General features: G+C 68.4%; 17 protein-coding genes. 9 read left to right on the forward strand and 8 right to left on the reverse strand.

From position 1 onward, the window contains the following. Nucleotides 1-101: 101 nt before the first annotated feature. Nucleotides 102-503, reverse strand: a complete 402-nt coding sequence (locus tag H4W30_RS02450) for a peptidase inhibitor family I36 protein (RefSeq protein ID WP_192741274.1) — start codon at nucleotides 501-503, stop codon at nucleotides 102-104. Between the two features lie 54 nt (nucleotides 504-557). Continuing rightward, complete coding sequence (locus H4W30_RS02455) at nucleotides 558-1,595, reverse strand: hypothetical protein (protein ID WP_192741275.1); 1,038 nt, start codon at nucleotides 1,593-1,595, stop codon at nucleotides 558-560. A gap of 298 nt (nucleotides 1,596-1,893) precedes the next feature. On the opposite strand from H4W30_RS02455, the gene H4W30_RS02460 reads away from it, so the two are divergent. From H4W30_RS02460 to H4W30_RS02465, 3 genes are all read left to right on the forward strand, one after another. Beyond that, nucleotides 1,894-3,294: a helix-turn-helix domain-containing protein gene (locus tag H4W30_RS02460; protein WP_192741276.1), complete on the forward strand. Its 1,401-nt coding sequence runs from the start codon at nucleotides 1,894-1,896 to the stop codon at nucleotides 3,292-3,294. Between the two features lie 103 nt (nucleotides 3,295-3,397). Next, nucleotides 3,398-3,526, forward strand: coding sequence for a hypothetical protein (locus H4W30_RS44085; protein WP_264082803.1), 129 nt, complete (start codon nucleotides 3,398-3,400; stop codon nucleotides 3,524-3,526). A 488-nt stretch (nucleotides 3,527-4,014) separates the two neighbouring features. Continuing rightward, a complete protein-coding gene (locus H4W30_RS02465; RefSeq protein WP_192741277.1) occupies nucleotides 4,015-4,620 on the forward strand; it encodes a DUF642 domain-containing protein in 606 nt (201 codons plus the stop codon). A gap of 187 nt (nucleotides 4,621-4,807) precedes the next feature. Here the strand turns inward: H4W30_RS02465 and H4W30_RS02470 are convergent, their stop codons facing one another. Continuing rightward, complete coding sequence (locus H4W30_RS02470; protein WP_192741278.1) at nucleotides 4,808-6,298, reverse strand: carboxylesterase/lipase family protein; 1,491 nt, start codon at nucleotides 6,296-6,298, stop codon at nucleotides 4,808-4,810. A gap of 93 nt (nucleotides 6,299-6,391) precedes the next feature. On the opposite strand from H4W30_RS02470, the gene H4W30_RS02475 reads away from it, so the two are divergent. Both H4W30_RS02475 and H4W30_RS44435 read left to right on the forward strand, forming a co-directional pair. Then, complete coding sequence (locus tag H4W30_RS02475) at nucleotides 6,392-6,991, forward strand: TetR/AcrR family transcriptional regulator (protein ID WP_192741279.1); 600 nt, start codon at nucleotides 6,392-6,394, stop codon at nucleotides 6,989-6,991. Between the two features lie 220 nt (nucleotides 6,992-7,211). Beyond that, nucleotides 7,212-11,315: an NACHT and WD repeat domain-containing protein gene (locus H4W30_RS44435; RefSeq protein ID WP_192741280.1), complete on the forward strand. Its 4,104-nt coding sequence runs from the start codon at nucleotides 7,212-7,214 to the stop codon at nucleotides 11,313-11,315. Nucleotides 11,316-11,372: 57 nt separating this feature from the next. Here the strand turns inward: H4W30_RS44435 and H4W30_RS02485 are convergent, their stop codons facing one another. Next, the gene (locus tag H4W30_RS02485) at nucleotides 11,373-11,711 is read right to left on the reverse strand and encodes a winged helix-turn-helix transcriptional regulator (protein WP_192741281.1); all 339 of its coding nucleotides are present in this window, start codon (nucleotides 11,709-11,711) and stop codon (nucleotides 11,373-11,375) included. A 118-nt stretch (nucleotides 11,712-11,829) separates the two neighbouring features. Here H4W30_RS02485 and H4W30_RS02490 point away from each other — a divergent pair, with 118 nt between their 5' ends. Together H4W30_RS02490 and H4W30_RS02495 are read left to right on the forward strand one after the other, a co-directional pair. Next, on the forward strand, nucleotides 11,830-12,528 hold the full coding sequence (locus H4W30_RS02490; protein WP_192741282.1) for an alpha/beta hydrolase: 699 nt from the start codon (nucleotides 11,830-11,832) through the stop codon (nucleotides 12,526-12,528). A gap of 74 nt (nucleotides 12,529-12,602) precedes the next feature. After that, nucleotides 12,603-13,973: a pyridoxal phosphate-dependent decarboxylase family protein gene (locus H4W30_RS02495; protein WP_192741283.1), complete on the forward strand. Its 1,371-nt coding sequence runs from the start codon at nucleotides 12,603-12,605 to the stop codon at nucleotides 13,971-13,973. Nucleotides 13,974-14,261: 288 nt separating this feature from the next. Here H4W30_RS02495 and H4W30_RS02500 read toward each other — a convergent pair whose 3' ends face one another. The 4 genes from H4W30_RS02500 to H4W30_RS02515 are packed head-to-tail and all read right to left on the reverse strand — an operon-like array spanning nucleotide 14,262 to nucleotide 18,381. Further along, nucleotides 14,262-15,275 carry an endo-1,4-beta-xylanase gene (locus H4W30_RS02500; RefSeq protein WP_225948729.1) on the reverse strand — a complete coding sequence of 338 codons (1,014 nt, stop codon included), beginning with the start codon at nucleotides 15,273-15,275 and terminating at the stop codon, nucleotides 14,262-14,264. Between the two features lie 33 nt (nucleotides 15,276-15,308). Next, a complete protein-coding gene (locus tag H4W30_RS02505) occupies nucleotides 15,309-16,127 on the reverse strand; it encodes a carbohydrate ABC transporter permease (RefSeq protein ID WP_192741284.1) in 819 nt (272 codons plus the stop codon). After that, on the reverse strand, nucleotides 16,127-17,083 hold the full coding sequence (locus H4W30_RS02510) for a carbohydrate ABC transporter permease (RefSeq protein WP_225948730.1): 957 nt from the start codon (nucleotides 17,081-17,083) through the stop codon (nucleotides 16,127-16,129). The genes H4W30_RS02505 and H4W30_RS02510 overlap by 1 nt, the downstream gene beginning before the upstream one ends. 5 nt (nucleotides 17,084-17,088) lie before the next feature. Beyond that, entirely contained in the window at nucleotides 17,089-18,381 is a 1,293-nt protein-coding gene (locus H4W30_RS02515) for an ABC transporter substrate-binding protein (RefSeq protein ID WP_192741286.1), read from the reverse strand. Nucleotides 18,382-18,514: 133 nt separating this feature from the next. Here H4W30_RS02515 and H4W30_RS02520 point away from each other — a divergent pair, with 133 nt between their 5' ends. Next, complete coding sequence (locus H4W30_RS02520; protein WP_192741287.1) at nucleotides 18,515-19,549, forward strand: LacI family DNA-binding transcriptional regulator; 1,035 nt, start codon at nucleotides 18,515-18,517, stop codon at nucleotides 19,547-19,549. Next, nucleotides 19,546-21,840: a beta-xylosidase/alpha-l-arabinosidase gene (locus H4W30_RS02525; RefSeq protein ID WP_192741288.1), complete on the forward strand. Its 2,295-nt coding sequence runs from the start codon at nucleotides 19,546-19,548 to the stop codon at nucleotides 21,838-21,840. The genes H4W30_RS02520 and H4W30_RS02525 overlap by 4 nt, the downstream gene beginning before the upstream one ends. The last annotated feature ends 27 nt before the right edge of the window (nucleotides 21,841-21,867 follow it).

Genomic DNA, 21,867 nt, shown 5'->3' on the forward strand with positions numbered 1-21,867 from the left:
ACCTGCTTTGTCGGCAAACCAGGCCCAATCGCCGATCCGCAACACTAGACCGCGATAGTACGGCTCACGGTCGGCTCAACGCGTGGCATCGACTCGCCTGCTCAGCAGGGGCGCAGCGAGCTGATGCGGTCGTTCATGTGGGCGGGCACGTTCCCTCGCCAGCCGACGGAAACACGCCACAGGGTGCCGCCGTAGTTGGCGTCGGTGTAGGTGCACCAGATCCTGTTGGTGCGGTTGTAGACGGAGGAGATCTGGTCGTTGAAGTTCTGTCCCTGCAGATTGGCGGAGCCGATCTGGAAGCGCACCATGCGGCCCCCAGCGTCGGCGTGCTCCCAGGCGCAGAACCAGCCGGACGGGCAGTCCGAGTAGGCGGTGATCGACACACCACCTTCTCGCGACGCTGGGGCGGTCCCTGCCGTCGTTTCAGCGCTTGCCGTTCCGGCGAATGCCACGCCGGCGGACAAGGCCGCACCAGCGGCGATCGTGGCGAAGAGTTTCTTCATTTCATCTCCTGTTTATTGTTGGTGCGCTGTCTGTGGCGGCGCGGTTTCCGGTCATCAGCTCTTGACCGGTACGACGAACACATGGCTCATGTCGGCGTTGTGCGTCGTGGTCGACCCGCGTGAGTCGGTCAGGCCTACCGCGGTTCCCTGCACCCCGCCGTCCATGCCGTCCTGCCACTTCACCAGGACGTAGGCGTTGAACCGCTGTTCGCAGTCGGCCCGGACTGGGAAGTCGGGCAGGTGCAGCGGCACGTAATGGTGGTGGACCGAGTAGGACATCCGGCGGGTCGTCGTGGTGGCGTTGCTGGTCTGGCAGAGTTTGTCGCCGTTCCACTGGTTGACGAAGAGCGTGAAGGTGGCCGTTGAGGCCGGCGGTTTGCTGCAGTCCTTGTCCTTCACCGGGTAGCACGTCTTGTACTCGGTGTCGGCGAAGACGCTGAGTTTTGTGAAGCCCGGCGCGAGGGTGAAGTACGGCAACGCGGGCTCGCGTGCCACGACCTCGGGGTCCGGCCCGACACGCACGAGGCCACGGGGCGTGGCGCGCTGGGCGGGCAGACCGGCTGCGGTGTTGGCCACGGACGTGTCCGCGAACTCGAGGAATCCGTCGTGCAACTGGAACCGGGCGTCGAGTTCCTTGCGCATCGTGGCGGCACGGACGTACGCGGTGCAGGTGACCTTCGTGTCGACACCGGGGTGCACCAGGAAGCGGGTGGTGAGCTGGACATCCTCCTTGTCCGGCTCCAGGGACGCGCCCTTCTGCAGGATGTTCTGTCCCGTCACGAAGCTCTGTTCGCCGCCTGGCCAGGTGCACCGCACCTCGTTGTCGAACAGCGAGCGGTAGGTGGCCGAGTTCGCGCGCATCACCGATCTGACGTAGGCGGTCTGCGTCGCCGACATCTTCAGCTCCACGCTGCCCAGCTTCTTGACCTCCTGGTCGAACTTCACCGGTTCCCCCGGCTTTGTCTCGGGCACCTTCGGCGCGAGCACCGGTTGCGGCGTGAACTTGACATAGGTGGCATCGCTCGCGGTCGCCGCCGGCGCGAGCACGACCAGCACCACGGCACCGAGAATGAACGACAGGATTCGCTTCACCCGCGGTCTCCTTTCACCAGTGAGAATTTAGCGTGACGAACTATTCCGGCGATAACACATGGCCCCTTCATAAGGGGCCGAGTGTCGAGTTTCGGTGGGTGCGGATGCTCCTGAAGTGAATTTGATTCACGGCCCACCAGGGGTGCGGAACAACCATGTCGCGTAACAGGCAGTGGCGGCAAGGGTTGCCGGAACGTATGTCGTCCCGGCATGCGTGAAACGGCTCTGATCAGGGGTTTCCCGGAGGGCGTGGGACGGTGCCATACTGGTTGCGGCACCGGAGACTTGGGGAGGGTCGATGGATGTGTCGAGCACGCGCAGCGCGCTTGCGCAACTTCTCGCCGCGCTCAAGGAGCGCAGCGGGCTGAGCTACTCAGAGCTTGGACGAAAGTCACATATCAGCAGTTCCACCCTGCATCGATACTGCTCTGGAGTAACAGTTCCACCCGATTATCGGACGATTGCCGCAATCGCCACCGCGTGTGGAGCGACTGACCAAGACCTCGCCGATTTGCTACGGCATTGGCATGTGGCCAACGGCAAGATCACCGCAGAGAGACCGGTTTCCTCAGTCGACACTCCGGACTTGGCCTCCGGCTCTGGCCGGCGGCGCCCACGATCACTCCCGGCCGCCGTTGCGGTCCTCGTGGCGATCGTGATCCCGTCGAGCACGGCATTCCTTGATGCAGACCCCTCCACCCCCGCGCCCGCCGCCGCGCCCGCCGACGCCATCGTCCGATACGACTTCGTGCCACGTCGCATACTCGCGCCGCGGATGCCCAAGGCCGTGCCTGACGGATCCTGGAAGCCCGATCATGAGGTGGTGGCGCTGGGCAGCGTCGAGCTCGAGATGTCGACGACCCAGACCGCGCACGTGGTGTCGGTGATGCGCGCGAGCTCGGCGACCCACCGCTCGCAGTTCGACAACGAGGTGCGGTGCAGGTGGCCCGGCGGTGAACAGAACTTCGTGACCGGACAGAACATCCTGCCGGAAGGCGCGTCGTCGGAGCGGGAGAAGGAAGAGGTCGAGCTGACCACACGCTTCCTGCTACATCCCGGTGTGGCCGCCAAAGTCGCCTGCACCGCCTACGCCCGCGCCGCCGCGCTCAGTGAAGGCCTCGACGCGCAGTTCCGGCTGGACAGCGGGCGGATCGAGATCGCCGATACGTCCGTGGACAACACGACCACAGGCGTGCCCGCACAGAGCGCGGTGCCACGTGGCCTCCTGCACGTGGGACCGGCTCCCCGCATGATCGCCCGGGAGCCGGTCCTCAGGTCCTTCACCTTCGCGCCGGGATTCACCCATCTCAGCGTCGTCGCCGACACCCAATTCCAGGTCTGCTATCCGCAGAAGGACAAGCACTGCGACACGCCCGCCCCGACCGCGTCGACGGCCACCTTCACTCTGTACGTCACCCAGTGGAAGGGCAACGAGGTCTGCCACAAGGACCGGGCTACCGGGGAACTCCGCGAGATGTCGTACGCGGTGCACCGCCATCACGTACCACTGCACCTGCCCGACTTCACCGTCCGCGCCGACTGTGACCCCCGGTTCAGCGCCTACGTCATGGTGAAGTGGGTAGACGGGATGGACGGCGGGGTACAGGGCGCCGTGGAAGACCTGACCGACTCACGCGGATCCACCTCAACGCACAACGCCACCATGAGCCACATTTTCGTGATTCCCCACAAAGGCTGAACAGGCCATCGGCGGACCGGGAGGTTGTTCAACGACCGCGTGCACACGGTGCAGCCAGCGAGTCCGGCGGTGGCCGGCCACCACCACCGCAGTCAACACCGCGGTGGTCCACATCGCCGTCCGGGTCAGCTCCGGCAACCGCCGCACCGACGACGTCGTCGGGCGCGGCGGCGAACTGCCGGCGACGGCTTCCCTCGTCGCCGCCTCCGGCTTGCTCGGGGCCCCGCGGTAACGTCGGCGGATCTCCCGACCATCAACTGTCCATTGTGGATCAGACGCCAGATCTCGGCACTGTTCCGCAGCAGCACGTCGCCAGTCGGGATGTGATCGCGAGACACCGGTAGCAGATCTTGTTGCTGCCGGGCAGACCGCGCGGGTTCACCACGCTCATCGATGTGCGGAAGATGGTCTCCCTGTCGTCGAACGACGGTGTGCACCCTCACCCCAGGTGAGGTCCAGAAGCCGGCTCCGGTGGAGACCGCAACGTGTCAGCCCTGGCCTCCGTGCGATGGCGGCCTTGGTGTCGGTGGAACCTCGCCGAGTGTGCTCCGCTACCGGAAGGTGGGCCCGTCGAGCCGGTGTCGCGCCACGACAGCCAGCAGGACGGATGCGAGAGCGTTTCGAATCCCGTATCCACTTGTGGGCGAACTCGTTCACACACAGAGGGGAAGCCCGGGTTGAATCCGTTTAGGCGTCGGTGTGTGAACCTATACCTCGACCATGACCGGACATTGGAAATCCCGTAGGCGCGCCGTCGTCGCTGTCATGGCCATGTTCCTGGCGGCCCCGCTGACCGCGCAGCCGATCCCAGCTTCCGCCGCACCGGAGGACAACCTGGTGCAGAACGGAACCTTCGAGACCGATCCCGCCCTGGCAGGCGTCAGCTGGCGCAACAACGGAGCTGTCACCCCCTGGCAAGGCATCGGAGCCGGCTACGACCTGCTCAGCGCGGGCTTCGCCCAGCATCCCAACGGCTACCAGGCTGTGGATCTCGGCCCCGAGTTCACCGGCGGGGGGATCCAGCAGCGCCTCAGTTCCGACCCGGGCGCCTGGTATCGCCTCAGCTTCCAGAACAGTCCCGACGCGTGGGGTAACTGCGTCGGCCAGAACGTCGACTTCACCGTCGAATTCGCCGACGACGACGGGACGACCGTGGTGTCGGCCGAAATCAAGCCACATGCGGCGGACGGGAAGGCGCACTGGCGGAAGGTCGTGCTCCGGCCCTTCCAGGCGCACACCGATACCCTTTTCCTCAAGTTCAAGGGAAACAGCAGCACTTCGTGCCAGGCCGCGATCACCAATGTCAAGGTGACCGAGCTCTGGTAGGCAGTCTTGCACAGATTTGTGGTGCGGCAACAGATTGTCACGCCAAGAGTGTTCGTGCGCGGAGCAGGTGGAATCCGGCTTGCTTGCGGCGCACAGGTTATGGAGGACGGACCGCGGCCAGGCCGCACGGTCAGACGACAGGCCCAGGGGCCTGCGGCGTCACAGCCGTAGGAGCCGGCCCGGACGGTTACGAGAGATCGAAGGGGGCGGGGGAGTGGCCTTCCCAGATCTGGCGGGATGCCTGTTCGGGGTAGGGCAGAGTCTTCGACTCGGTGTCCAGGACGCGGGTGAGGTGCCCGCCGGGCCGGTGGGCGGGCCAGCCCGGGTCGCCGGTGGTGACGAAGCGGACCCATGCCTCCTGGAGTTCGCGGGAGAGCGCGACGGCCTCGGGAGTGGGCTCCTCGCCGATGAGCTGGGTGCCGACGGGACTGCCCAGCGTGCCGAACGCCAGGGGCACGTCGAGGCTGTGGCAGGCGCCCAGGATGCCGCCGAGCGCGGGGGCGACCCAGCACAGTTCGAACAGGTACGAGGTGCCGCCGGCTGCGGCGTTCGCCTCGGCCAGTTTCTGTGACGGCATGCGGAAGAGGGCGTCGGAGTACACCGTCTCCACCAGCTCCTCCGAGTCTGCCTGTGGAAACGCAGCTCGGTAGGCCCGCGTGCCGTCGGGCTGCGGGGCGTGCAGTGCCAGGGCCGCGTCGGCGTCCTTTTCGGTGAAGGTGCCGTACCGTCCGCTTACGACGCTGAAATACCTGAATTCGTCCCGGGTGTGGCCGACGAGCAGTTCGGTCCCGCTCGCGCGCGCGGCGGTCAGTGCGGGCCAGGGCGTTTCCGGGAGGATCTCGCCGTCGACAACGGGGCACAGCGCGGTGCCGGTCTCCGTGAGGCGTCCCCAGCTCTCCCGGTGCGAGTGGAGGCCGGCGTTGAAGGAGGTGAGCTCGGCGGCCAGGCGCCATGGGTCGATGTCGCGCAGGGCCTCGGCGGTGGGGGCCGCCGCGCCGAGCCGGTCCGCGAACGCGGCGGTCACCTGCCGTGCCAGCGCGGGGGTGCTGTGCAGCCCCGGCACCGAATGGGCGATGGCCCGCCGGAACAGACCGCGCGCGGACTTCATCGTCAGCAGGGCGGCGACCGAGCCCGCCCCGGCGGACACCCCGCCCACGGTGACCCGGCCGGGGTCGCCTCCGAAGGCGGCGATGTTGCGCTGCACCCACTCCAGCGCCGCGATCTGGTCGAGGAATCCGCGGTTGGGCGGCACGTCGTCGAGGAACGCGAATCCCTCCGCGCCCACGCGGCAGTTGATGGTCACCACGACGACTCCCGCCTCGGCCAGCGCCGCCGGGTCGTACATCGGATCGCTCGACGCCGCCGAGAGGTAGCCGCCCACGGGGATCCACACCAGCACCGGTAGTCCCGCCGCGCCGGGGTCCGGAGTGCCGACGTCGAGCGTCAGCCAGTCGGTGCCCTGCGGGGGCACGTCGATCGGCAGGGACAGCGGCACCACGGGACCGAACTCGACCGCCTGCCTCGTCCCTTCCCAGCGGCGCGGCGGTGCGGGCGCGGCGAAGCGGAGCGCTCCGACCGGCGGTTGGGCGTAGGGGATGCCGCGGAACACCGCGTGCCCCTGCCGCCAGAGTCCCTGCACCACGCCTTCCGTGGTCCGTACCTTCGGCTGTTCGGACATGACGACTCCTCCCTCGTGCACCCCAGGGTTATAGGTCAGGTGTATTATGTCAACTGTATTGGAACAGTCCTGGATTGCGCGGGGAGGCCGGCGATGCCGAAGCAGGTGGATCACCGTGGACGCCGCGAAGCGATCGCCCGCGCACTGTGGCGGGTGGTGGAGCAGCGCGGCGTCACTCAGCTGACGATGCGCGTGGTGGCGCAGGAGGCGGGCATGTCGCTCGGACAGCTGCAGCACTACTTCGCTTCCCGGACCGACATGCTCTCCTTCGCCATGGATTTCGCGTCCGAGCAGACCTCGGTGCGCGTACACCAGGGGCTCGAAAAGCTCGGTGACCGTCCGCACCCCCGTGACGTGCTGCGACTGACGCTCGCGGAAATGCTCCCCTTGCACGCCGACGCCCGCGCGACCAGCCGGATGAGCGCCGCCTACGTCCTGGAGGCGTTGCACGACGAGGCCGTGCACGAGCAGGCGCGCCGCGGCCTCGTCCAAGGGCGGGCCCTCGTCGAGCGGTTGGTCCGCCAGGCGATCGCCGACGGGCACATCGACTCCGGCCTCGACCCGGCGACCGAGACCAACCTGCTCATCGCCCTCACCGGCTTCACCCCCCTGATAGAACTCGACGTGATCGAGCCCCAGGACGCGCTCGCCGCGATCGACGTGCAGCTGGACCGGCTGTTCAGGAGTACCTGACCTGCCTGCGGTTGTCGACGAGATCCCGATCGTCGTCGCCGACCGGTGCGGCGTCGAACGGGGCACCGACTGGATCGGTCTCTCTGCCGCGCCGGTGAAAACCGCTGCCTGTCAAGGGATCAATCGGTTCACGCGAACGAGTGAAAGCTCGTCCGGCTTTGTGCGGCTGCGGGGACTATGGCGGCATCTTTGGCCGAGTGACGTGATCTGGGGAGGTCTCGTGTCGCCTGATGCGCTGCATCGCACTGTTCTGGTGGTGGACGTGGAGCGCTTCAGCGGCCGGAAGAACCCGGAACAGAGGAACGTGCGCAACGCCGTCTATACGGCCTTGGCACATGCGCTCGGCCCGCACTGGAGCGTCTGCCATCGCGAAGACCGGGGTGACGGTGTGCTTCTTCTGGCGCCGGCGGATGTTCCGAAGCAGCTGTTCGTCGAGCAGCTGCCCGGTCGCCTGGTGAAAGCGTTGAACAGGCACAACCGGGCGCACGGGACCGGCGAGCAGATCCGGCTGAGGATGGCGGTGCACGCGGGGGAGGTTCTGCTCGACGCGCACGGCGCGACCGGCGTCGCGATCAATCACACGTTCCGGCTGCTCGACGCGCCACCGTTGAAGGACGCCCTCGCCGGGTCGGCCGGTGTGCTCGCGGTGATCACCTCCGACTGGTTGTTCCGGGAAGTGGTCTGGCACAGCGCTGCCGATGAGACCCGCTATCGGCCCAAACGCATCCGGGTCAAGGAAACGGCGACGGTGGGGTGGATCTGCCTGCCGGACGACCCGTACCCGCCCGACGTCAGCCAGGCGGAGTGGCCGGAGGACGTCTGCCCCTATCCGGGGCTGCGGGCGTTTCAACCCGACCAAGCGCGGTGGTTCTTCGGCCGCGAGGCGGCCTTGTCGGTGTTGATGGACAAGATCGATCACCGCAGCGGGCCGGTCTTCGTCGTCGCGCCGTCCGGTGTCGGCAAGTCGTCGCTGCTTCGAGCGGGCGTGACGACCGCGGTCGCCGGCAGTGGACGCCCATGGCTGTTGCTCACCCCGGCGAAGGAGCCCTGCGAGACACTGGCACAGCAGGTCGCGCAGCTCATCGACGGCAGCGTGGACGGCGTGCTCTCGGCGATCAGAGCTGATCCTGCCCGGCTGGCGAGCATGCTGCCGGACGGGACTGTCATCGTGGTGGATCAGTTCGAAGAGGTGTTCACCCTGTGCGCCGGCGAGGCCGAGCGGCGGCGTTTCATCGCCGCACTGATCGCGATGCGCGCGGTTCTCGGGGTGCGGGGCGACTTCTACGACCACTGCCTCGCCGACGATCAGCTCGCGGAGTTCCTGCCGGCAAGCCAGTTCAACCTCCAGGCGATGACTCCGGTGGGGTTGCGAGCGGCCATCGAGCGGCCTGCTCGGCAGATCGGCGTCGACGTCGAGCCGAGCCTGGTCGAGGTCCTCCTGCACGAGATCGGGACGGACGCGGGCGGGCTCCCACTGCTGGCCCACGCGTTGGCCGTCACCTGGCAGCGGCGCACGGGCGACAAGCTGACCTTGGCGGATTACGACCGGGCCGGGCGGATCCAAGGCGCGATCGTGGCGACCGCGGACGAGGCCTACGCGCGTTGTTCCACGGCCGAGCAGCGCATGATCTTCCAGCACATCCTCATGCACCTGGTGGTGGTCAGGCACGACGCGCCGCCTGCCAGGCGGCGCGCGGATCCGGCCGACCTTGTCGAAGGCTTCGAGGCACCGCGGACCGCTGAGACGGTGCTCGGCTGGCTGATCGAGAAACGTCTGGTCACGCTGGACGACAACGCCGTCGAGCTTTCCCACGACGTGTTACTGCGGGCGTGGCCGCAGCTCGGCGCCTGGATCGAGACGGGCCGCAACGATCAGGTCGTCCGGCAGCAGTTGATCGAGGCCGCCGAACAGTGGGAGAGAGAAGGGAAACCGGTCGGCTCGCTCTATCGCGGTGATCGGCTGGCCATCGCGAGGGGGTGGCAGTCCAGGACTGAGCACCGCGCCGCCCTCACGCCGCTCGGAGCGGCCTTCCTCGGCGCGTCGATCCGGCACGAAAGCCGGCGGGGCAGGATCCGCCGAACTGCGGTCACCCTGCTGGCCGTTCTCGGTCTTGTCGCGTCCAGTGCCGCCGTCTACGCCTTCCAGCAACGCGACATCGCCCATGAACAACGCGACGCCGCGATCTTCAACAAGGTCACCGCCGAGGCGAACCGGATACGGACCGTCGACGTGTCGCTGGCGGCCCAGCTCGATCTCGTCGCCCACCGCATGCGCCCGGCGGATCCGGACACGGGCACCCACTTGATCGTCGACGCGAACGCGCCGCTGTCCGCCACGTTGCCCTCGGGCGCCAAGGACGTCAGCGTGGTGGCGTTCAGTCCCGACGGGCGAACGCTGGCCACCGGCAGCGGCAGCGGTGACAGACTCGTGCGGTTGTGGAACGTCGCCGATCCGGCCCGCCCGGTGCTGCTGAACGAAACCATCAGTCACGGCGAAGCAACCCGTGCGCTGGCGTTCAGCCCGGACGGACACACTCTGGGCACCGGCGGCGCCGACAACACAGTGCGGCTGTGGAACGTCACCGACCCAGCCCGCCCCGAGGCGCTCGGCCCGCCGATCACTGGGCACACCAAGACGATCCGGTCGTTGGTGTTCAGTCCTGACGGGCGGACATTCGCCAGCGCGGGCGACGATCGGACCGTACGGCTGTGGAACGTCGCCGACCTCGCTCAGCCCAGGGCACTCGGCCCACCGATGGCCGGGCACGCCGACTCGATCCACTCCGTGGTGTTCAGTCCTGACGGCCGGACTCTGGCTACCGGCGGCGATGACCGGACCATGCGACTGTGGGACGTCGCCGCGCCGGACCGAGCCGAACCCCTCGGGCCACCGTCGACCGGCCACACCGGGGCGGTCCAGTCGGTGGCGTTCAGCCCTGATGGACGGACACTGGCCAGCGCGAGCAACGACCGGACAGTGCGGCTGTGGAACGTCGCCGACCCGGCTCGCCCGGTGGCACTGGGCAGGCCGATCACGGGGCATGCCAGCGCGATCCGGTCGTTGGCGTTCGGGCCCGACGGGCGGACACTGGCCACCGGTGGCGACGACTACACCGTGCGGCTGTGGGGCGTCACCGATCCCGCCCACCCCACACGCATCGGCGCGCCGATGACCGGGCATGCCGACGGCGTCCGGTCGATGGCGTTCAGCCCGGACGGCCGCATCCTGGCCACCGCCAGTGGCGACCGGGCGGTAAGGCTGTGGAACATCCCCGACACTGTCCTAAAAGGACATACGGGGGAGGTCAACGCGTTGGCGTTCAGCCCGGACGGGCGCATCCTGGCCACCGGCGGCGGCGACCGGACCGTCCGGTTGTGGACACCGGCCGATCGGCGGCAGCTGGGCCGGCCGCTCACCGGCCACCAAGACGACGTCAACGCCTTGGCGTTCAGGCCGGACGGCCGTGTGCTGGCCACCGGCGGCAACGACCGGACAGTGCGGCTGTGGGACGTCGCCGATCCGGCCCACCCGGTGCCCATCGGCGCGCCGATCACCGGGCATGCCGACGACGTCCGGTCGATGGCGTTCAGCCCGGACGGCCGCGTCCTGGTCACCGGCGGCGATGTGAAGGACGAGAACTCCGCGCGGTTATGGGACGTCGCCGACCCGGCCAAACCCGTGCTGCTGTCCCGGATCGTGATCGGACCGGACGCCAACCCCTTGGCCGTGGCCTTCAGTCCGAACGGAAGAACTCTGGCGACGGGCACCGAATACAGCGACGTCGCGGTGTGGTTGTGGAACATTTCCGATCCGGCCGAACCCACGTTGCTGTCCGGCCCCCTCAAAGGACACCAGGACGACATCCGCCGGGTCGCGTTCAGCCCGGATGGGCGGACATTGGCCAGCGGCGGCGACGACGAGCAGGTGCGGCTGTGGGACGTCACCGATCCCGCTCACGCCACACCGCTCGGCGAACCCCTTGCCGGCCACACCAACCCCGTTTCGGCGGTGGCGTTCAGCCCAGATGGTCACATGCTGGCCAGCGGCAGCGGCGACAACACCGTGCGGCTCTGGCGGACAGCCGACCGGACGCAGTCGGGTCAGCCGCTCACCGGACACCAGGCCCACGTCGGCACGGTGGCGTTCAGCCCCGATGGCACCACCCTTGCCAGCGGTAGCCATGACCACACCGTTCGGCTGTGGGACCTGACCGTGCCCCAAGCCATGCACCGCATCTGCGCCGTCACGGGGAACACGCTCACCCGCGAGATGTGGGACGAGTTCGTGTCGGCTGAGCTGCCGTACAGCCCGCCGTGTTCCTGAGACAGAGGTCGGCCTGGCTCGACACGCGGGACCGACCACGTTCGCATACGCGGCGCACTAACGGTTGTCGTACGCCGCGCGGGCGGCGTCGATGTGAGGCAGGTGTTCGATGCTCCAGTCGAGCAGTGGTGCGGTGGCCTCGCGCAGGGTCCGGCCCATCGTGGTCAGCTCGTAGCTGACGTGCGGTGGCATGACGTTGCGGACCGTGCGCGTCAGGATCCCGTCGCGTTCGAGGTCGCGCAGCGTCACTGTGAGCATGCGCTGGCTGATGCCGTCTATGGACCGTTTGAGTTCGGTGAAGCGTCGCGGGCCGTCCTTGAGCATGCGCACGATCAGCAGTGCCCACTTGTCCCCGACGATCCCGAGGACTTCGCGGGCTTGGCACGGGTCCTGCATGGTTACCTCCTGAGAACCGGGGCACCCGAAAGTGCCGTATTGCCCGGTGCGCGTCGAGTGGATCACGATGTTCTCGGTTATCAAAAGGTACCGAGGCACGAGGAGGAACCACACGGCAATGGCCACCTTTCTGTTGGTACACGGCGCCTGGCACAGCGGACGGGCCTGGGATCGGCTGGTCCCGCTGCTGGAGTCGGCCGGGCACCGGGTGCTCGCGCCGTCGCTGACCGGCTACGGCGACAAGTCACACCTGCTGGGCCCCGAGGTGGGGCTCGGCACTCACATCGACGACGTCGCCGGCCTGATCGAAGGTGAGCGTCTCGACGACGTCGTGCTCGTTGGGCACAGTTACGCCGGGATGGTCATATCGGGGGTCGCCCACCGGGTCCCGGAACGGATCGCGCACCTGGTGTTCCTCGACGCGATGGTGCCCGAAGACGGCGAGGCCGCGGTCGATGTCCTTCCGGTCACCAAGCAGCTCATCGACGTCGCCGTGGACGGCTGGCGGGTTCCGCCGATGCCGGAGCAGCCGCCGCCGCTCGGCTTGTTCGGGGTCACCGATCCCGAGGATGCCGCCTGGCTGCGTTCGATGCTGTCGGATCATCCGGTGCGGTGCCTTCGGGAGCCGGTCCGGTTGGACGACCCGGCCGCGCGCACTATCCCGCGTACGCACATCCATTGCGTCGGGGCCGAGCCGGACGGCATCACCCGGCGTCCCGTTCCGGCAGGCGAGCGGCTGCGGGAACTGCCGGCCGGCCATGACTGCATGATCACCATGCCCGGCGAACTCGCCGGGCTGCTGCTGGAGGCAATCTAGCCGTCGCTGCTGTCGAGACCCGTACCGTGTCGTCTGACAGGCTGAGTCGCCGTGGCGTTGCCGGAAGGACGTTCATGCACGAGGAGTACTCTCTCTTCACGCGGGCGGCGGAGCTGGCTGCCGAGTATGTGGCCGGTCTGGGTGAACGACCTGTCGCGCGGCCTGTCGACCTCGCGGCCTTGCGGCAGGCCTTCGGTGAAGAACTTCCCCGGGAGTCCAGCCCTCCGGAAGCCGTCATCGAGGAACTCGCCCGCATCGCCGAGGAAGGGCTCGTGGCCACCGCGGGTCCGCGGTACTTCGGGTTGGTCATCGGCGGGGCCTTGAGGTCCGCGGTCGCGGCGGACTTCCTGGCGGCGGGATGGGACCAGAACAGCTTCAATCCCGCTCTGTCACCGGCCGCGGCCGCCGCGGAGGACGTCGCCGGCAGGTGGCTCAGGGATCTCCTTGGCATTCCGGCCACCGCGTCGACCGGATTCGTCACCGGGGGCCAGGCGGCCAACACGGTCGGGCTGGCGGTGGCACGTCACCACGTCCTCGCTCGAGCCGGGTGGGATGTCGAACGGGACGGTCTGGCCGGTGCGCCCACTCTCCGGGTTGTCGCAAGCGCCGAGCGGCACGCGACCATCGACCGCTCGCTGAGGTTGCTCGGGATCGGGACCAGGGCGATCCAGGCGGTGGCGGCGGGTCCGCAGGGCGCGATCGACGTCGAGGATCTGGCCAGGGTGCTGGCCGCGGGCGAGGGCCCCACGATCGTGTGCCTGCAGGCGGGAAACGTGAACACCGGCGCCTGCGACGACCTGCGCGCCGCCTGCACGATCGCGAAGAGGCATGAGGCCTGGGTCCACATCGACGGTGCCTTCGGACTCTGGGCCGGCGCCAACCCCGCGACAGCGGCGCTGGTCGACGGCCTGGAGCTGGCCGACTCCTGGGCGTGCGACGGGCACAAGTGGCTGAACGTCCCCTACGACTCCGGCTTCGCGTTCTGTGCCCATCCGGCGCTGCACGCCGAGACCATCGCCTATCGCGCTCCCTACCTTGCCGGCTCTGCTGAGCTGTCCCGAATGGGTGACCTCACGCTCGAGGCATCGCGTCGCGCACGGGTGTTCGCGGTGTGGGCGGCCTTGCGGGAGTTGGGGCGCGACGGTGTGGCGGACCTCGTCGGCCGCTGCTGCAGGCTTGCGCGGCTGTTCGCCGCGATCCTCGCCGAAGGTGGCGCCGAGATCGCCAACGACGTCGTCCTGAACCAGGTGCTGGTCGGGTTCGGCGACGATGACCGCACCGACACGATCATCGACGCGGTCCAGCGCGAAGGCACCTGCTGGCTGGGCGGCACCACCTGGCGCGGTCGTCGCTACCTGCGAATCTCGGTCTCCAACTGGTCGACCACCGAGTCCGACGTCGAGCGCTCGGCCGCGGCGATCCTTCGGGCGGCTGCGGCGAACTGATGGGCTCCCACTCAGACGGGTTCAGGGGCACGACTGTGATCCCGTTCGGGCACATTCGCCTCGACACGCTCCATCAGCAGCGCGAACGACATGACCAGCAACGGGATCACCAGCACCATCCACATGATCCTTCTAGTACCCGGATCGACGGCCGGGTAATCGCCCCCATCTCTGGTCCCGCCGCAGTGGCCGGTGAAGGAGCACCCGGTACGACCGGCAAAACCGGCCCCTCACCAGGGAAACAGGTGAGGGGCCGGTGTCGTGCCGTCCGGCCGAAACCGGCCTACGTCACGGGTTGATCCGCGTGTACGCCGGCTTCGGCCGCAGGTTCGTGTCGAACAGGCAGGCCGCGCCTTCGCCGGGGAACGTGTCCGGCACCCACGAGTGGCGGTCGGTGAAGCCCCACGTCGTGAACTCCACACACCGCGCGACGGCGTGGCAGCCGTCCCAGAGTTGCTTGAAGTAGGTCGCCTGCGTGTTCAGTTTGGTCGTGTCGGCGGGCATCGGGATGCGGACGTCGGCCTCGGTGATGGCGACGTCGACGCCCAGAGCGGCGAAGCGGGCGAGGTTCGCCTGGTAGCCGCCGGGGAAGCCGTACCGCGTCGCGAGGTGTGCCTGGAAGCCGACGCCGTCGATCGGCACACCTTGCTGCTTCAGCGTCCGCACCAGGTTGTACAGGGCGTCGCTCTTCGCGTTGAGTCCTTCGGTGTTGTAGTCGTTGATGTACAGCTTGGCCGACGGATCCGCCGCCCGTGCCCAGCGGAACGCGTCGGCGACATAGCCGTCGCCGAGTTTCTGTTGGAACACCGAGGCGCGGCGGGTGCCGTCGTCGTTGAACATCTCGTTCACGACGTCCCACGCCCGGATCTTTCCCTGGTAGCGCCCCATCGCGGTGGCGATGTGCCGTTGCGTCACCGACCGCAGATCCCCGGCGGAGAGGTTGCTGACCCAGCCGGGCAGCTGACTGTGCCAGACGAGCGTGTGCCCGCGGACGGATTTGCCGTTCCGCTGGGCGTAGTCGACGATCGCGTCCGCGCCGGACCAGTTGTACTGGCCGCGGTTCGCCTCGACGACGCCCCATTTCATCTCGTTCTCCGGGGTGACGTTGTCGAATTCCCGGGTGAGCACCGAACGGTAGTCGGCTTCGTTGGCCAGGTGGTTCGCCGCGACGGCGCTACCGACGTAGCGATTCGTGATGTCCTTCAGCGGGCCTGCCGCCGAGGCCGGTGGCGCGTTCAGCAGCGCGACACCTGCCAAAGCGGTGAAAAGAGCGACGGTTCGTTTCAGGGAAATGGTGTTCATCGTGGAACTCCTTTCGGAAACCGAACGGTTCGATCAGCCCTTCACGGATCCGGTCAGCCCGCCGACGATGCGGCGTTCGGCGAGCACGAAGAAGGCGAGCGCGGGGATCATCGACAGCGCGGTGAACGCGAGCACGCGCGCGGTGTCCTGGGAGTACTGGGACTGGAACGTCGCCACGCCGAGCGGCAGGGTGAAGTTCGCGGAGTCGTTGAACACCAGCAGCGGAAGCAGGTAGAAGTTCCAGCTGGTCACGAACGCGAGCACGGCGACTGTGGTCAGCGCGGGCGCGGACAGCGGCAGCAGGATCCGCCAGAAGAAGCCGAGCCTGCTCGCGCCGTCGAGCACGGCGGCGTCCTCGATCTCGCCGGGGATCGCCCGCATGAACGGCCGCAGGATCACGATGGTCACCGGGAGCGAGAACGCGGCTTCGGGGATCGCCACGCCCCAGAAGCTCTCCAGCATTCCCAGCTGGCGCAGCCACAGGTACAGCGGCAAGGTCGCCACGCCTAGCGGGAACAACAGGCCGAGCGTGAACAGGGTGTAGAAACCCTCGCGGCCCTTGAAGGTGTAGCGGGACAAGGCATACGCGGCCATCGATCCCAGCGCCACGGTCAGCGCCGTGGCGATCACCGCGATCAGCGCGCTGTTCCCCAGGAACGTCCAGAACGACGGCGAACCGAGGATCGCCGCGTAGTTGTCCCAGACCCACGGGCCGGGCAGGCCGGCCGGCGAGGCGTTGATCTGCGCGGTGGTGCGGAAACCGCCCAGTACCACGAACAACAGCGGCACCACGGTGATCCCGAGGACGGCGATCGCGGCGACGTAACCGATCGGCGTCCCGGCGCGGCGCATCAGTCCACCATCCTGGTGAGCGCGCCATCGGTGTCACGGCGCAACGCGAACCTCTGGTACAGCAACGCGAACACGAAGCAGACCACGAACAGGATCACCGCGACCGCGCTCCCGAAACCGAATTCGTAGCGTTTGAACCCGTGGTCGACCAGGTAGGTCGCCATGGTCGCCGACGCGTTGGCTGGCCCGCCGAGGGTCATGATCCACACCAGGTCGAACAGCTGCAGCGAGCCGATCACCGACAGGAACACCCAGATCCGGATGGTCGGCCCCAGCAGCGGCAGCACGACGTGCCGGGTGGTCTGCCAGGCCGACGCGCCGTCGAGCGCGGCCGCTTCCCGCAGCTCGGCGGGCACGCCTTGGAGCCCGGCGAGCAGCAGGATGATGCCGAAGCCGATGTACTTCCAGGTGATCACCGCGAACAGGGTGTAGAGCACGATCCCCGGGTCGGCGAGCCAGTGCTGGACCAGCCCGCCGAGGCCGATACCGCGCAACAGCTGGTCCACGAAACCGTTCGGCTGCAACATGAGCAGCCAGATCACCGCGGTGATCGCCTCCGACAGCACGTAGGGCGCGAACACGAGCGCGCGGAGGACGGCGCGCCCGCGCAGCTTGCGGTTGAGCAGCAACGCCAGCCCGATGGACAGCGGAAGCTGGACCACGATGGACAGCCCCGCGATGATCAGGTTGTGCCCGATGGCGCCCTGGAACACCGAGCCGGACAGGGCGTCGGCGTAGTTGCCGAGGCCGACGAAATCGTCGAGCGGACCGAAACCGTTCCACTCGTAGAGGCTGTAGAACGCCGCGATCCCGATCGGGACCAGCACGAACCCGGCGAACAGCACCAGCGCCGGCCCGAGCAAGAAGGTCAGCTCCAGCTTCTTGCGCACGCCCGGCGTCCGCGTCCGGACGGCGGGTGCGGACGGCCGCGCCGCCGCCCGCACCCGCGTGGCCATCGCCGTCACTTGTCGCCCGCCGCTGCCTTGTTCACCGCGTCGACGATGCCCTCCGGGGTGCCCTGCCCGGCGAAGAAGTTCGCGACGGCGTCGTTGAGCGCGGCGCCCACCGCGGTCGGGAACGCCTTGTCGAAGTACATCTGCACGTACGGCGCCTTCTGCCCGTAGTCGAAGACGGACTTCAGCGACTCGGTCTTGAGCGATCCGGCCGCCGACGCGGACATCGGCAGCCCGGCGCCCTTCGCCGCGAGCTGGTTCTGCACCGGTTCGCTGCCGAGGTACCGCAGGAAGTCCACGCACGCCTTGACCGCGTGGGTGGTGCAGGAGAAACCGTCGCCACCGCCGAGCACCGCGGCGGGATCACCCTGGCCGCCGGGGACCGCCGGGAACGGGAACCAGCCGACCTTCGAGTCGAGGTCCTTGTCCTCGGTGAGCGACGACATCGTGCCGGGTTCCCAGTCGCCCTGAAGTTCCATCGCGGCCTTGCCGTTGGCCACCAGTCCGGCCGAACTGCCCGCGCCCTGCTGGGCGGGGGTGGCGGTGAAGCCGGGTTGGAACGGCTGGGTGGCAAGGAACGCCTGCAGGTCACGCCCGGCCTTGGTCCAGCAGGGATCCTCGAGTTTTACCGCTTTGACCGACTGCTTCAGCGTGTCCGCCGAGCAGGCCCGGAGCGCGAAGTAGTTCCAGTAGAACGCGTCCGGCCAGCGATCCTTGCCGCCGACCGCGATCGGTGTGATACCCGCCTGCTTGAGCTTGGCGACGGCCGTATTGAGCTCGTCCAAAGTGGACGGAGGCGCGGTGACCCCCGCCTGCGCGAAAAGGTCCTTGCGATACCAGAAGCCGACGAAATGCTGTTCCCACGGGATCCCGTACTGCTTGCCGTCGACCTGCCAGCTCTCGGCGAGTTTGCCCACCGTGGAGAGCCAGTCCTTGGCCGCGTCGGTCAGGTCAGCGACCTTGCCCGAGGTGGCCTGCGACGCCAGCTCGCCGCCGCCCCAGGACTGGTAGACGTCCGGCGGTTCGTTCGACTGCAGGGCGAGCGGGACCTTGGTGGTGAACTCCTCGTTCTGCAGCGGCTGCCCCTTGATCGTCACCTCGGGATGCGCCTTCTGGTAGTCCGCGACGACCTGGGCCCAGATCGACTTGAGTGGATCGGTCGTGCCGTTGTGCCACCAGGTGAGAGTCACCGGTCCGGTGGGCTCGGCCGCGGTCTCGGTACCCCCGGAGCAGCCGGCGAGCGCGAGCGGGATGGCCGCCGCCAGCGCGGCGGCGGCGGGGATTCGGCGGTTCGAAAGCATGGTGAGTCCACTCCTGACGACTTCGGCCGAGTAGGACGGGGCGTGACTGCGCCCGGACTGGCGATGAGTTTGCGCGCCCGAATTTCCGATGTCAATCGTTGTCGATAACGTTTTACATCGCTAGTCTGACCGTATGCAGCCCAGTTCGAGGGTCACTATCCGTGACGTCGCCGCCCGCGCCGGCGTCTCCGTGGCCACGGTGTCCAAGGTGATCAACGACCGCTACGGCGTCGCCGCCGCGACCCTGGCCAAGGTCCGCGCGGTGATCGACGAACTCGGCTACGAGGCGAGCCTGGTCGCCCAGAGCCTGCGCAACCACAAGACGAACGTGATCGGGATCCTGGTCGCCGACCTCGAACCGTTCTCCACCGAATTGCTCAAGGGCGCCGCCGACGCCATCCGCGGCACCGGCTACGAACTCGTCGTCTACTCGGCGGGCGGCCGGGTCGGGGATCCGTCGGGCTGGGAGAAGCGTTACCTGTCAAGGCTTTCCGGCACGCTGGTCGACGGCGCGGTGCTGGTGACGCCGGTGGCTTCGCTGGAAGCCGTCCCGGGGACGCCGGTGGTCGCGGTGGACCCGCACACCGGTCCCTCGACGGTGCCCACCATCGATTCCGACAACCTGCGCGGTGCCCAGCTGGCGACCGAACATCTGCTGGAGCTCGGCCACCGCCGGATCGGTTTCCTCGCCGGGCGGCCGGATCTCGAATCGGCCGAACTGCGCAAGACCGGGTACCTGCGGGCGCTCACCGCCGCCGGTGTCCCGATCGACGAGGATCTGATCCGGCTCGGCGCCTACGATCCGGAGATCTCCGCCCGGTCCGCCCGCGAACTGCTGACCGGCGCGGACCGGCCGACGGCGGTGTTCGCCGCCAACGACATCTCGGCGATCGCGACCGTCGGGGCCGCCGCGGAACTCGGCCTGTCCGTCCCGGACGACCTGTCGGTGGTCGGTTTCGACAACGTCCCCGAATCGGCGCTCTGCACCCCGCCACTGACCACAGTGGACCAGCCGATCCGCGAAATGGGCCACCGCGCCATCACCCTCCTGATCTCGCTGATCAGCGGGGAACCCGAGAAGGAAACCCACATCACGCTGTCCACGGGTCTCGTGGTGCGCCGCTCGACGCGCGCCCTCGGAACCACGACGAAGGGCGGACGATCTTGACCACCCAGCCCAGCGAGTCGCCCCGGCCATGGCACGACACCGCCGCGGATCCCGCCGATCGCGTCCGCGCGCTGATGGACCGGATGACCCTGCGGGAGAAGGTCGCCCAGCTCTACGGCGTCTGGGTCGGGATCGACTCCGGCGGAGAGATGGCCCCGCACCAGCACGACTTCGCCGACGCGGCACTGGACTGGGACGAACTGGTACGCCACGGGATCGGCCAGCTGACCAGGGTGTACGGCACCCGGCCCGTCGACCCGGTGACCGGCGCGCACAGCCTGGCCCGCTCGCAGCGGGAGATCGTCGCCAACGGCCGGTTCGGCATCCCGGCGCTGGTGCACGAGGAGACCCTCACCGGCCTCGCCGCCTGGCGGGCGACGGTGTATCCGTCCCCGCTGTGCTGGGGAGCGAGTTTCGACCCGGATCTCGTGCACCGCATGGGGGCGCGGATCGGCGGCACCATGCGGCGGCTGGGTGTCCATCAAGGGCTCGCGCCGGTCCTCGACGTGGCACGTGACCTGCGCTGGGGCCGCGTCGAGGAGACCATCGGCGAGGATCCGCATCTGGTCGGCATGATCGGCAGCGCCTACGTCGCGGGTCTGGAGTCGGCCGGGGTGATCGCGACGCTCAAGCATTTCGCCGGCTACTCGGCCTCTCGAGCCGGCCGCAACCTCGCCCCGGTCTCGGTCGGCCCCAGGGAACTGGCCGACGTCCTGCTGCCGCCGTTCGAGATGGCGTTGCGCGCGGGCGCCCGGTCGGTGATGAACGCCTACACCGACAACGACGGCGTCCCCGCCGCCGCGGACAAGACGCTGCTGACGGATCTGCTGCGCGATACCTACGGGTTCACCGGGACCGTGGTCGCGGACTACTTCTCCGTGGCGTTCCTGCACAAACTCCACGGTGTCGCGGCCGATCGCGGCGACGCCGCCGGGCAGGCGCTCGCCGCCGGGATCGACGTGGAACTACCCACAGTGGACTGCTACGGCGAGCCGTTGCTCGCGGCGGTGGAAGAGGGCGCGGTCGACACCGCCGTCGTCGACCGCGCTCTCGAACGGGTGCTGCGGCAGAAGTGCGAACTCGGGTTGCTCGACGAAGACTGGGTGCCGGAGGTACCCGACGAGATCGACCTCGACGACCCGGAATCCCGTGCGCTGGCAAGGGAGATCGCCGAACGCTCGATCGTGCTGCTGCAGAACGACGGCGTGCTCCCGCTCTCTCCTCGTTACAAGGTCGCCGTCGTCGGGCCGCGGGCGGACGACCCCGGCGCGATGCTCGGCTGCTACTCGTTCCCGATGCACGTCGGCGTGCACCATCCGGAGGTGCCGTTCGGGATTTCGGTTCCGACAGTGCTCGACGCGCTCGGTGAATACCACGAAGTCACCTATGCGCTCGGCTGCCCTGTGCTCGGCGGAGAGGACGCGGACATCGCCGAAGCCGTCGCCGCCGCCGAGGCCGCGGAAGTCTGTGTCGCCGTGCTAGGGGACCGCGCGGGCCTTTTCGGCGGCGGCACGTCGGGGGAGGGCTGCGACGTGCCGGACCTGAAACTGCCGGGGCGGCAGGAAGAGCTTCTCGAAGCCCTGCTCGGGACCGGGACACCGGTGGTACTGGTGCTCCTGTCCGGACGGCCGTACGAGCTTTCGCGACAGGCCAGCAGGCTCGCGGCGATCGTATGCGGTTTCTACCCCGGTGAAGAGGGCGCGGTGGCGCTCGCCGGTGTCCTCAGTGGACGGATCAATCCCTCCGGCAGGCTCCCGGTCGGGTTCCCCGGCGAGAACGCCTCCCAGCCGTCGACCTATCTCACCGCTCCGCTCGGGCGGCGCAGCGAGGTCAGCACGGTCGATCCGACACCGCTGTTCCCGTTCGGGCACGGACTTTCCTACGGCGCCGTCAGCTGGGACGACGTCACGGTGGCGGATCCCGCGTGGCCAACGGACGGACGCTGCCGGGTCCGGGTGACGCTGAGCAACACAGGCGACCGCACCACGACGGAGGTCGTCCAGGTCTACCTGCACGATCCGGTGGCCGAGGTCGCGAGGCCGGTCCAGCAGCTGATCGCGGCGAAACGGGTCGAAGTCGCTCCCGGCGCGACCGAGGTGGTCGAGATCGGGCTGCACGCCGATCTGACCTCCTACACCGGGCGAGCGGGCACGCGGCTCGTCGAGCCCGGGGACGTCGAACTGCGGGTGGGCACCTCCAGCGCGCGGATCGTGGCGACGCTCGGCTGCACGTTGACCGGTCCGCGTCGGGAGGTCGGCTTCGATCGCGTGCTGGCCCCGGATTTCTCTTGAGCTCGTGAGCCAGTCGGTCTTCGTGTC

The organism is Amycolatopsis roodepoortensis (assembly GCF_014873915.1).
Classification (GTDB): domain Bacteria; phylum Actinomycetota; class Actinomycetes; order Mycobacteriales; family Pseudonocardiaceae; genus Amycolatopsis; species Amycolatopsis roodepoortensis.